11 protein-coding genes are annotated in these 11804 nt (G+C 44.0%); 4 read left to right on the top strand and 7 right to left on the bottom strand.

Features of this window, described 5'->3' with window-relative positions; genetic code table 11:
* The 5 genes from HMPREF1150_RS07125 to HMPREF1150_RS07145 all read right to left on the bottom strand — a co-directional run.
* Positions 1–254 (bottom strand): prepilin-type N-terminal cleavage/methylation domain-containing protein (locus HMPREF1150_RS07125; protein WP_009659527.1); only part of this gene is annotated, 254 nt, incomplete at its 3' end.
* Positions 255–423: 169 nt separating this feature from the next.
* Positions 424–1650 carry a type II secretion system F family protein gene (locus HMPREF1150_RS07130; RefSeq protein WP_032905418.1) on the bottom strand — a complete coding sequence of 409 codons (1227 nt, stop codon included), beginning with the start codon at positions 1648–1650 and terminating at the stop codon, positions 424–426.
* Between the two features lie 3 nt (positions 1651–1653).
* Positions 1654–2718, bottom strand: a complete 1065-nt coding sequence (locus HMPREF1150_RS07135) for a type IV pilus twitching motility protein PilT (RefSeq protein ID WP_009659552.1) — start codon at positions 2716–2718, stop codon at positions 1654–1656.
* 1 nt (position 2719) lies between these two features.
* Complete coding sequence (locus tag HMPREF1150_RS07140) at positions 2720–4402, bottom strand: GspE/PulE family protein (RefSeq protein ID WP_002899594.1); 1683 nt, start codon at positions 4400–4402, stop codon at positions 2720–2722.
* A gap of 1123 nt (positions 4403–5525) precedes the next feature.
* Positions 5526–6419 carry a cation diffusion facilitator family transporter gene (locus tag HMPREF1150_RS07145; RefSeq protein WP_009659549.1) on the bottom strand — a complete coding sequence of 298 codons (894 nt, stop codon included), beginning with the start codon at positions 6417–6419 and terminating at the stop codon, positions 5526–5528.
* Positions 6420–6588: 169 nt separating this feature from the next.
* Here HMPREF1150_RS07145 and HMPREF1150_RS07150 point away from each other — a divergent pair, with 169 nt between their 5' ends.
* Positions 6589–7110, top strand: coding sequence for a TetR/AcrR family transcriptional regulator (locus HMPREF1150_RS07150; RefSeq protein WP_002894195.1), 522 nt, complete (start codon positions 6589–6591; stop codon positions 7108–7110).
* Between the two features lie 38 nt (positions 7111–7148).
* The gene (locus HMPREF1150_RS07155; RefSeq protein WP_009659550.1) at positions 7149–8315 is read left to right on the top strand and encodes an MFS transporter; all 1167 of its coding nucleotides are present in this window, start codon (positions 7149–7151) and stop codon (positions 8313–8315) included.
* Positions 8316–8341: 26 nt separating this feature from the next.
* On the opposite strand, the gene HMPREF1150_RS07160 is transcribed toward HMPREF1150_RS07155, so the two are convergent.
* Positions 8342–9604 (bottom strand): S41 family peptidase, encoded by a 1263-nt coding sequence (locus tag HMPREF1150_RS07160; RefSeq protein ID WP_009659534.1) that lies wholly within the window; start codon positions 9602–9604, stop codon positions 8342–8344.
* Between the two features lie 3 nt (positions 9605–9607).
* Positions 9608–10189: a DNA-3-methyladenine glycosylase gene (locus HMPREF1150_RS07165; RefSeq protein ID WP_009659553.1), complete on the bottom strand. Its 582-nt coding sequence runs from the start codon at positions 10187–10189 to the stop codon at positions 9608–9610.
* 280 nt (positions 10190–10469) lie between these two features.
* Here HMPREF1150_RS07165 and HMPREF1150_RS07170 point away from each other — a divergent pair, with 280 nt between their 5' ends.
* A complete protein-coding gene (locus HMPREF1150_RS07170) occupies positions 10470–10865 on the top strand; it encodes a hypothetical protein (RefSeq protein ID WP_002899368.1) in 396 nt (131 codons plus the stop codon).
* A gap of 162 nt (positions 10866–11027) precedes the next feature.
* On the top strand, positions 11028–11774 hold the full coding sequence (locus HMPREF1150_RS07175) for a DeoR/GlpR family DNA-binding transcription regulator (protein ID WP_009659544.1): 747 nt from the start codon (positions 11028–11030) through the stop codon (positions 11772–11774).
* Positions 11775–11804: the final 30 nt, after the last annotated feature.

Here is an 11804-nt window from a genome sequence, read left to right as displayed (position 1 = left end):
TGGTTAAGACTAGTAAGGCTCGCATTTTCAGGATCATCTTGACTTCCAATAAAGGACTGAACTGCTGAAACCAACTCGCGGTGTTCTGATTGAATACGGCTCTTACGTGCATTGTCTTGGAATCCAGTAATCGCTGGAATCGCTACAGCTGCGATGATAGCGATAATGATGATTACCACGATCAACTCTACCAAGGTAAAACCCTTACCTTTTTTCTTCAAGTCCTGACGGAACTTTTGCAATTTGTTTAACATTTTGAATAGTTCTCCTATTTTTTCATAATTTTTACTATTTTCGCCCACAGGGGCATTTGTTTTGTTCCTAGCTGGGAGACCCTACAAACTCCCAGCATCAGAACGATTTCCTAACTTTTTGTGCAGAGCAGTTGCCCTGCTATCTCCTAAACTTTTCTGAAGCGCCTTCCTACTGGTCAGCTCCAGATCCTGCATCCACAGCATGAGCAAGCTCAAACATTGGCAGCATGACAGAGGCGACGATACCACCGATGATAACCCCCATGACGATAATCATGGCTGGCTCCAAGAGTGAGAGCAGCTGCTTGATCGCTGTTTCAAGCTCTTCTTCATAATAATCTGATGTCTTGATCAGCATGGACTCCAGAGACCCGGACTCCTCACCGATCTTGACCATCGAGAGCATCATAGGCGGGAAGAGACCGGTTGAGGTAATCATCCCTGTCAGACGTTCCCCTTTTTGCAAACCTTCATTAGCGATCTTCATCTTTTCAATGACGACAGCGTTGTTGGTTGTCGCAGCAGCAGACTCAATAGCCTCGACCAGAGGGATACCTGCACTAGTCAGGATAGCCAAAGTGCTGGCAAAGCGAGCAGTAACAATCTTCTGCATCGGCCCCTTGATGACCGGCAGCCAAAGCTTAAGGCGGTCCAGTTGGTAGCGGCCTGCTTCTGTGCTGCGATAGCGCAGGAAGAGGAAGACCAGAATCCCCGTCACACCGAAGAGAATATACCAGTAAGAGCGGACAAAGTTACTAGCTGCTAGGACGATACGCGTCGGTAGTGGCATGTCCATCCCACTCTGCTCGAAGATTCCTGAGAAGCTTGGGATAACGATATAGAGCAAGGCCAAGACTGCTGCTACAGCTAGAAAGGCTAGGACTGCGGGATAGATCATAGCCCCACGAATCTGGCGGCTAGTCTTGAGCTCTTTGTTATAGTGCTCAGACATCTTTTCCAGTACCTCGTCTAGCTTACCAGTCTTTTCACCAGCCTGTACCATACGGATCAGGAGATCGGGAAACATCCCTTCCTGATCCAGCATAGCCTTGGACAGCTGACTACCTTCTTTTAGGCTCTTGCTGACGATTTTAAGACTAGACTTGAGATTCTTTGAAGTAGCCTGTTGCTCTAGGATATCCACTGCATTATTGAGGGGAATCCCTGACTCCAGCATAACTGACATCTGCTTACAGAAGAGCGATATGTCCTTGAGCTTGATCTTCTTGCTTTGGAAAAGAACAATCTCCTTAGAGCCCATGACCTTTTCTTCGACACTGATTGGCTTACCTTTGAGACGGATCCGATTGACGGCGTCTGTCCGGTTAGGAGCGTCCACCTCTAGTGTGACGACCCCTTGCCTAGTGTCTAAGTATTTACAAACATATACTGTCATGCTCTAGTACCCCACTATTCCTAGTGCTTTTTCGACTTGAGCACGATCCACTGAGTAAGACAGCAGCGTTCTTTGGTCGATGACATTGCGACGGTAGAGTCCCATGAGCGAAGTGTCCATGGTAATCATGCCTAGCTGAGCGCCTGTTTGGATTGGGGTTAGCAGCTGGTGGGTCTTCCCTTCGCGAATGAGGTTGCGAATAGCGGGTGTTCCCAGCATGATTTCAAAGGCAGCCACACGACCCTTGCCGGTCGCTGTACGCATAAGCTGCTGCGATACAACCCCTTCCATAACGGCGGAGAGCTGTACACGGATTTGCTCCTGCTGCTCGGCTGGAAATACGTCGATAATCCGGTCCATGGTGTTTACTGCACCGACCGTGTGGAGAGTTGACAGAACTAAGTGACCTGTTTCCGCCGCACGCAGAGCGATTTCAATCGTTTCCTTATCCCGCATCTCACCGACTAAGATGACATCCGGGTCCTGACGAAGGGCACCGCGGAGGGCATTGCCGAAGCTCTGCGTATCCGCTCCCAGCTCACGCTGGTTGACCAAGCACTTATTATGCGTATGCATGTACTCGATCGGATCTTCAATCGTAATGATGTGCTCGTCCCGCAAGCTGTTCATGTAGTTGATCATGGTTGCCAGAGTCGTTGACTTTCCGCTTCCTGTTGGTCCGGTAACCAATATCAGACCCCGGCGTTTCTCAGCTAGCTTTTTGATAACTGGTGGCAATCCCAGAGATTCCATAGATGGAATATCCTTGGGAATGACCCGCAAGGCAATCCCACAGTTGTTTTTCTGCTTAAAGATATTGACCCGCAAGCGATAGCCATTATCGACCTCGTAGGCACAGTCCACTTCACCGACTTCTAAAAGATGAGCAATTTGCTTCTCATTTAAAATATGCTTGGTGAAGCGAACCGTGTCTTCGTTGGTCAAAATTGTATTGTTGAGTTGTGTTAACCTCCCGTGCAGACGCATGCTTGGCTCAGCGCCAACCGTGAAGTGGATATCTGATGCACCCGCTTCAATCGCCTGCTTAATTAACTCATCCAAATTCATCCTAAACTTCCCCTTCTAGACTGAAGGCAATCTTCATTGCTTCTTCAATCGTTGTAGTCCCCTGTTTTGCGATATCAATGGCCTCCTCCGCCAAGTCTCGCATACCATTTTTCTTAGCTTCTGCTCGAAGCTGTGCTGTTGTTCCACCATCATTAATTAGTGATTTAATCTCCCTTGTCACTGCCATGATTTCGTGGATAGCTATACGTCCATAGTATCCCGTACCGCTGCAGTAGTTGCAGCCGCGTCCGCGATACAAGGTGTCTCCCTTGTGAATACCGATACCTGCATGTTCATTTGTTTCTACAGTATATTCAGTCTTACACTTAGGACAGATGCGCTTAATCAAGCGCTGTGCGATAATACCGACAGTCGCCGTTGAGACCAGATAAGGCTTGATGCCCATATCGACCAAACGGTTGACTGTACTAGCTGTATCATTGGTGTGGATAGTCGAGAGAACGACGTGACCAGTGATAGCGGCACGAACCGCGATGCTGGCTGTCTCTTCGTCCCGAATTTCCCCCAAGAGAACGATGTCCGGGTCCTGACGCAAGATACTTCTCAAACCACTCGCGAAGGTCAGTCCAGCTTTATTATTTACCTGAACTTGGTTGACCCCTTCCAATCGGTACTCAACCGGATCTTCAACAGTGATGATATTTTTTCCTACATCATTGAGCTCACGGAGCGCTGTGTAGAGAGTGGTTGTCTTTCCGCTTCCTGTCGGACCAGTCAGCAAGATGATGCCTTCTGGCGCCTTAAGAATATCTTCAAAGAGCTTCTGATTGGTTGGCGAGAATCCTAGCTCCTCTTTACTGAGGAGAGTTGCATTCCGGCTCAAAATCCGAATAACGATTTTTTCACCGAATACAGTAGGCAAGACTGAAACCCGCATGTCGACTTCTTTGCCGTCGATGGTTGTTTCAATCCGTCCATCCTGAGGAATCCGCCGCTCGGCGATGTCCAGACCACTCATGATCTTAATCCGTGTCGCAATAGCTGAGTGAGCATTGGCTTTCAACTGCATGTTTTCCACCAAGGTCCCGTCAACCCGGAAACGAACACGAACAACTTTTTCAAAGGGCTCAATATGGATATCGCTGGTCCGCGTCTTGATTGCCTGACTGATAATCGAGTCAATCAAACGTACAACCGGAGCGTTTTTGATTTCGAGATCTTCTTCGACAATCTCTTCGTCCACATTAAAACCTTCGATTTCGGTCGCTGCCTGTTGGGCTTCTTCTCCTTTAGAATAGTATTGATCGATATACTTCTCAATATCATCCCGAAAAGTTACATAAGGTTCTACCGCCATCTTAGAGACGATTTTAACGTCATCTAGGGCGATATAGTTGCTTGGGTCTGCCATCGCAACTATTAACTTGGGTTCTTCTCCCTCTTCTCCATCTGTGAAAGAGATCGGAATCAATCCATGACGTTTAGCAACTTTTTCTGAAACCTTCTCGACAGCTTCCTTTTCTATCACAAACTGTGATAGATTGACATGAGGTACACGATAGTAGTAACTCATGACTTTCAGCATATCTTCTTCTGTCACATAGCCCTTGCTGATTAGATATCTCTCTAACTGCATGTTTGATTGTGGCATATCTTGAAGAATTTCTTCTTTTTGAGCTGCCGTTATCAGATTGAATTGAACCAATATAGCGATTAGTGCCATTTGTTTCTCCTGTCTGTGATTTTTTTGTAAAAATCCTTCAATTCTTTCTATGCGTTATTAGATAACAGCTTTCTTAAAAAAATCTCCCTCGCTTAAAGTTTCCTTTAAGGTTTCTTTAAGCTTTTTAAGTTAGGCTAGTACATGGAAAATTTACCAATAGAACCAAACTTAATGTTTTAAGTTAGATGCTTTGAGCAGTATCTCTATTTGATAAATCTAGTAAACAGTCCTTAAAACAATCCTAGGATTGACAAGGGACGTTTTAGTTTTGTCAAAAGGGGCGCAAAAAAGCAGATGCCAAAAACATTTGTTCTTGCGTTCTTAAATACTATACAAAGCAAGTTCTCTTGCAAAATTTCTCATGCTTTTAGATGCAGGTTAAACCGCGTGTGTGTGAAGTTGGTTTAACCCGAATCATTAAGCAGCCAGTGCCATAAGATAAGAATTCTTGTCTTATGGTTTTTTCTTTTTACCGATATGCATATTTTGGTAGGAAATGCTAGGAACAAAAGCTTTATTTGCTTTAAAAAACATTTACCTATCACAGTATATGATATAATTGACAACTTGTCAACAAGTTTGCCTCGAAAAAAATGATTGCATTTAAAAAATGTTTAATTTTGATAAAACCTTGTTATATCAAGCTTTTTGACACTTTTTTAAAGCGTTTTTTTACTTCGAGGATAAAAAGCCAGCAAATCTTTTTGAGGAAAATTCCCCTTTACTGCTTCTTTTTCAACCTTCAGATGGACAGTGTGACAGCATCTGTCCTCTTCTAATCGGTAGTCGATATGCTTAGGAAAGGCGCTTCAGGACAAGGCTTAGCAAGCTTTGCCTGTTTCTTCCTACCCAATAGTATATGCTACAGAAAATGCATTGTCAATACATTTGCATTTTATTAGATGTAAAACTTCTCTAAAAATGTACAATGTAATCAGCTTGTCTATTTTTTATAGAAAAACCACAAAATCAAAAAGCTAGAATTTTCAGACAGGGAAATAGAGGAATTAAATAAGAAGAAAATCGTAAAAATAGAACCAGTTAATTGATGAAAATTAGACAGCAAAACGAAAAAACAGCCCGAAATATCGGACTGCAGAGATATAGTTTATAGTAGTACTATTTAAGTATGAGGTTTTAAATCGCCCTCCCCACCTATGCACCACTCTTCATGTTCTTCCAAGCTGCTATCCGTCTGGATAGTGATTTTAGTAATCCCGTAGGCCTGCAGTTCTTGACGCAAAGTAGTCTGGGTCTCAATTAGAAGGTCTGGATTTTCAAGACAGATATGGATCATAGCAAATTTTTCCAAACCGTCTGTGGTCCAGACATTGAGCTGGGTAATAGCCTGAACGTTTTCAACTGCCAGAATTTCTTGATAAAGCTGGCTCAAATCAATATCGCTAGGGATATGATCCAAAAAGATCTTGATATTTTCCCAGAACTTAGGCAGGGCTTTGCTGAGGATGAAGCCTGCAATGAGCAGGGAGAGCAGCGGGTCAAGAAAATACCAGTCGGTAAAGCGCAAAACGATAGAGACCAGAATAACAGCCAGCCATCCCAGAATATCCTCTAAGAAATGGAGACTGAGAATGGACTCATTGTGACTGTGTCCATGGCTATGTCCATGACCGACTACCTTACTGGCTGCTAGATTGACCACAATGGCAATAACCCCCAGCACCAGCATACCGTCATAATTGACCTTTTCAGGCGCAAAGACCTTGGGTACATTTTCGATAATCACCAAGGTAGAGCCAACCAGCAAGATGACCGAAGTCAGCAGGGCTCCCAAAAGGCTGTAGCGCTTATAGCCCAGAGTGTATTTCTTGTCTTCTTTTTTATTAGAAATTTTTTCAAAAAGGGTGGAAAGTCCGATGGCCATCGCGTCTCCTGTATCGTGTACAGCATCGGCTAGTACAGCGCTGGAATTGAACATGAAGCCAAAGATAAACTCAAGAATGGCAAAGGAAAAGTTTAACAGAAAGGCAATAGTCATATTTTTACTAGATTTCACAGCAGCCTCCTTTCAGTTTGGCTAAATTTATAGTATAATGTAATCAAAACGGAACACCTTGTTCAGTTTTCTTCATCTTTATTATCCCTTATTCTCAGAAAGGAAACAAGAAGCAATTGAGGGGCTTTGTCCGTTACTGAACAATCCCGCTCTTTTGTTCCGAAATACTATGGACAGACGAGTCAAGAAATCACGCGCAGCTATTTACCAAGCTTTTATCAGCCTGCTGCATCAAAAAAGCTATGAAAGCATCACGGTGCAAGAAATCATCGATTTGGCAGATGTTGGCCGGTCGACTTTTTATGCCCATTTCGATACTAAGGAAGCCTTGCTAGAGGAGGTTTGCCAAGACCTCTTTCAGCATACCTTTCTTGAACGCGACGACGGCAAGGATCTCTTTGAAGCAACCGCCCATATTTTCAAGCATTTCCAAAAGAATCAGGACAAGATTGCAACCTTGTTGCTTTCAAAAAATATCTATTTCACCAATCGCTTAAAGATTGAGCTGGAAAACTATCTCTTTCCAATGATTCAGGAGCAGCTCCTGCGAAAAAAATCTCAGCTACCCGAGCCCTTTCTAAGAAATTATGTGACTTCTACCTTTGTGGAGACGGTCAGTTGGTGGCTCCAGCAGAAGAAAACATTGCCAGAAACAGTTATCAGCCAGTATTTTCTGGATTTGATGGACTGATTTTATTTTGATATTTATATAGGAGGAAACTTAACTTTATGAAAAAGAAACATTCAAAATTTTTACTTCCAGGCATTCTGATGGTGGGGGTTGTCCTACGGGCGCCTTTTGCAGTACTGCCCGTTGTTCTGGGTGATATTGCTAAGGGACTGCAAGTTCCCGTCAACTCTCTGGGACTGCTGACTAGCCTGCCCTTGATCATGTTTGCCCTCTGCTCAGCCTTTTCCCCACGCCTAGCTCAAAAGGTCGGACTGGAAAAGCTCTTTACAATAGCCATGATTGTACTGACTCTGGGCTCTTTTATTCGTATCTTTAACCTGCCTCTACTCTATGCAGGTACAATCATGCTAGGGGCTGCCATCGCCGTCTTAAATGTGCTCCTGCCCAATGTTATTCAGGCCAATCAGCCAGAGAAAATTGGATTTCTAACCACGCTCTATATCACTTCTATGGGACTGGCCATCTCAGTCATGTCTCCCTTGGCTGCGCCTATTGTCCGCTTAGCTGGCTGGAAAGGCCTGATTCTCGTCCTGACCCTCATCTGCTTACTGGCCTGCTTAATCTGGCTGCCTAACAGCCGTCACAATCACAAGCTGACTAGTAAAAATCGTGAACAGCAAATGGGCTCTCTGCTAACAAATCCTAGAGTATGGGCTCTGATTGTTTTCGGTGGCCTGCAGTCCTTACTCTTTTATACGGCTATCACTTGGCTGCCGACTCTTGGCCAGTTGGCAGGACTTTCCGATGATGCTACTGGATTCTTAGCCTCTATCTTTTCAATTATCAGCCTTCCTTTGGCTATGACGATACCTAGTCTGACAACGCGTCTATCCGCTAAAAAACGCTTGGGGATGATTGCTCTCTTTTCTGTAACTGGTATGGTTGGTCTGGGTATGTTGCTGGTCAAGACAGATTCCTTTATCTACTGGCTCATCCTCAATCTGCTAATCGGTATGTCCGTCAGCGCCCTCTTCCCCTACCTCATGGTCACTTTCTCACTCAAAACCAGTACTCCTGAGCAAACCGCTCAGCTATCTGGCTTAGCCCAGACTGGTGGCTATATTCTGGCCGCCTTTGGACCTAGCCTCTTTGGATACAGCTTTGATTTATTCCATTCCTGGACTCCAGCCATCCTCATTCTCATTGGTTTGGCTGCCATCGTGACACTAACACTCTTTTACATTGAGAAGTTTGACAAGATATAGTAAAGACGAAAAAACGCTTAGAAATCCTAAGCGTTTTTGCAATAGTTGAGGCACTCTTCCAGGTCCACATCCCGCTCTAAGTGCTCTGGTGTCCAAGGAATCAAGATATCCGGTTCAACTCCCCTGTCATTCATGCCCTTTCCTTGATCAATTCTAGTGTCACGTGAAGTGGGAAACAGGAGCTCATAGTCACCAAAATCCTTCACGCAGCAATTGGAATAATCTAAAATTCCCATAGTCGGACGCCCTAGGACCGTAACCTTGGGCATCTTTTTCATGGTATCAACAAAATTGTCACCTGAAGACCCACAGGTAACATCTGCTAGTACAAAGACTTTTTCAGGTCGAGCTAGGCCTAGGACATTTGGCAGAAAGTTTTGATTGCTGTCTTCATCGCCATAAAGGACATAACCTTTTCCCCGATTCTCTTCCAACTCTTTTAGAAATTCTTTGAGAATCTGGTGAGTTTCTGCTGACAAGTTTGGATCTTCTAGGATATTTTGCATCAGTTGCTGACGCAAATCAACATTTCTATCAGTATAGAGAATCTCCATCCCATCATCGCTTGGCAAATCTAAGTCACTGAAGGTCTTTCCCTGAGGGAGAGTATATTTGAAAAGTGGATAATAAAGCGAGTCCGTCCCGCCATAATTGACTCGAACATCAATGATTAAATACTTGGCCTGCTCAATAGCTGCTTGACTGTCTGCATATAGCTGACTGATAGCAGCCTCATCCGTAAAATCTTCTAACTTGAGATAAACGATGTCCTCAGAAAGATTGCGCCATTCAAACTGCGGTGGCTTCTTTGGGTGAGCGGTCGGCTGAACATGCAGTTGCTCCTCCTTGCCATTGCGTACCACCGTAACTTCTCCTGCATGCCCCACAAAGTAAGCCCACTCCTTGTGCTGTCGCTCTGGTGTGGAACTGACAAAATAATCCTTGTGATCTTGATACACCTGAGGCAAGGCTTTTCCATCTAAGGCTAGAATCTGGTCTCCACGTTTCAGCCCCGTATCGCTATTTGCCTGCAGGACGTAGAGGCAGTCTTGGTAGTATCTCAGTTTAAAGCCGGGCGTTTGCGTTTCCTTAAGTCCAAACCAAACATGAGACAAAATTCCAAAACTGGCTATATAACAATGCATCTGGTAAAGAAAGTCCTCTTGGCTCATCTGGTCTGTGATACGCGCTCGATATTCTTCGGGATTTGCACCCAGAATGTCTTTCTTTGTAGAGGAATCCTCTCGCATAATTTCTACGACTTGCTCAAAAATCTCTGTTTTCTTCATCTTTTACTCCTTCTTCCAGGTGTACTCATCATCCAGCAGGCCTCGCTTTGGCACTTTTGAGACATGACGATTGCCAGCCACATAAAAGCCTAAGGGCTCCTCCCGCCAGGCATCTGTGCAGGTCACGCCAATCTGCGAACGACTGGCAATCTGATTCGGAGTCAGGTCATGGGCTAATTGCAGACTGGAAGTCGCTAAACTCTGTCCATCAAAGCGCTTATCAATCCCAGCATACTTGGTTAGCTTGCCAGGACCATTAGCTAAAAGTCGGCCATCCGGTAGCTCCAAGGCTCGAATCAGTACGGCTTCGGCCACATTTTCAGCCTTGGTCACCAGATTCAGCATCTGATAACCATAAATCTGATAAACATACCAGTGACCTGCTGGCAGATACATGGATTCATTCTTAGGGGAGCGGCGCCCTCTAGCTGAATGACAGGCACTGTCCTGACTTCCTAGATAGGCTTCTGTTTCGACAATTCGGCCTAACTTCTGGCCATTTAGAATCAGCTGCATACCTAACAAAGCTCGCGCTGCTGCAACTGTGTCTGTCTCGATTAGTTTCTGAAAATCTCTTGATAACATAGGTTGATTATAGCATGATTTCTCCATTTACAGAGGAAAAGAAATGTTGCAAAAATGTTATTTTTCTCCTTCTCATGGACAAGAATTTTGTTACAAAACAATTACGCACTAAATAAGCGAAAAATCGTGAAAAAGCTTATAAAATCTATGTTTTGTCTACTTGTTTTGCATATATTTTGTAACATTTTTATTAACAGAGTATGTTATTTATGTATCAATCCAGTTTTTCATTGCTTCAAATGAAATATTTGTTTAATATTATACTAGAAGGAGGGGTAAGATGAAAAAATTATCTAAAATTTCTTTATTTTTATTACCACTAATTGCACTTTTCTTTTTAGCAGCTTGCGGAAATTCTGCAGATAAGAAGACTGAAGAAAGCTCAAGTTCCAGCTCAAGCGTATCTTCTTCATCTAAAGCTAAGACAAGCTCTAGCAGCACATCTGAAGAAAGCGGCAGTGCCAAAGTCAACGTAAACGGCGGTGATACTAGCGTTAATGTAAATGGCGATGACGAAAGCGGCGATGCTTCTGTTGAAACTAACGGAGACGGTGCTGCTAATGTACAAACTGATAACGCTGGTGTTAGCGTAAATGAAGATGGCGTTCATGTTCAAGGCGGCGGCGTTGATGTTAAGGTCGGCAGCGATGGATCTGTCAATATTCAAACACCTTAATTGAAAAATATATTTCGATTATTATAATTCATGAAAACCGAGATTTGCTCGGTTTTTTGATTTTCTCCTGCGCATTTCAAAAAACTTGTAAAACATTAAAAAGACTTGTAAAAACTTATTTGCTATGTTATACTCTATTTAGAAAAGCAAGGAGGGACAAGCATGTATCAAGAACAACGCTTAGCTGAAATCTTAGAGCTCTTAGCTGAGAAAAAACAGCTATCAGCCAAGGATATGATTGAGCATTTTCAGGTTTCTAAAGATACTATTCGGCGAGATTTTTCGATTTTGAGCGAGCGTAGGCTTGTACAGCGCACCCACGGAGGTATTATCCCGCTGGATACTAGCCGGCAAATCCCCTCCTTTAACGACCGCATCAGCCAACTAAGTCAAGAAAAAAAGGCTATCGCTCAGAAGGCCCATGACTTTCTCAAGCCGGGGCTGATTGCTTTCTTTGATGTCTCAACCATCGTTCTCCATCTGGCTCAGCGCATCAAGGAGCCTATGACAATCTACTCTCATTCTCTGGATAATGCAATCATGCTGAGCAGTCAGGACAAAGTGGACTTTCACCTCTTAGGCGGAAAATTTTATCCAAAAAACCGATTCTACTACGCGCTCAATGAAGCAGAGCTGCTGGAGCAGATTTCCTTTGACATTGCCTTTATCGGAGCAGCCAGTGTCTCTGATGGTCTAGTCAGCTTTGAAGACGAGGCTGATGCTCACCTGAAAAGACTGGCTTTGAAGCACGCCAAGACTAAGATTCTGCTGGCCGAACAAGACAAGTGGAAGAAAGAATCTAAGTACATCCTGGGTCCTGTCAGCGACTTTGACTACTGGATTATGGACCAAGAGCCCATCCCTGAAGTCCAAAAACTGCTTGGAGACAAGGTTAAAATAATTTATTAAATCGATCCATTAGACACAAAGGAGGAAGAG

Source organism: Streptococcus sp. AS14 (assembly GCF_000286495.1).
Taxonomy (GTDB): Bacteria; Bacillota; Bacilli; order Lactobacillales; family Streptococcaceae; genus Streptococcus; species Streptococcus sanguinis_P.
The sequence above is the reverse complement of the archived record's forward strand: the minus strand, read 5'-3'. Positions and strand labels throughout refer to the sequence as shown.

Bases quoted from the DNA above. Each gene is read 5' to 3' on its own strand.
- HMPREF1150_RS07130 (WP_032905418.1), bottom strand. From the start codon at position 1,650: ATGACAGTATATGTTTGTAAATACTTAGACACTAGGCAAGGGGTCGTC.
- HMPREF1150_RS07135 (WP_009659552.1), bottom strand. From the start codon at position 2,718: ATGAATTTGGATGAGTTAATTAAGCAGGCGATTGAAGCGGGTGCATCA.
- HMPREF1150_RS07140 (WP_002899594.1), bottom strand. From the start codon at position 4,402: ATGGCACTAATCGCTATATTGGTTCAATTCAATCTGATAACGGCAGCT.
- HMPREF1150_RS07150 (WP_002894195.1), top strand. From the start codon at position 6,589: ATGGACAGACGAGTCAAGAAATCACGCGCAGCTATTTACCAAGCTTTT.
- HMPREF1150_RS07155 (WP_009659550.1), top strand. From the start codon at position 7,149: ATGAAAAAGAAACATTCAAAATTTTTACTTCCAGGCATTCTGATGGTG.
- HMPREF1150_RS07160 (WP_009659534.1), bottom strand. From the start codon at position 9,604: ATGAAGAAAACAGAGATTTTTGAGCAAGTCGTAGAAATTATGCGAGAG.
- HMPREF1150_RS07165 (WP_009659553.1), bottom strand. From the start codon at position 10,189: ATGTTATCAAGAGATTTTCAGAAACTAATCGAGACAGACACAGTTGCA.
- HMPREF1150_RS07170 (WP_002899368.1), top strand. From the start codon at position 10,470: ATGAAAAAATTATCTAAAATTTCTTTATTTTTATTACCACTAATTGCA.
- HMPREF1150_RS07175 (WP_009659544.1), top strand. From the start codon at position 11,028: ATGTATCAAGAACAACGCTTAGCTGAAATCTTAGAGCTCTTAGCTGAG.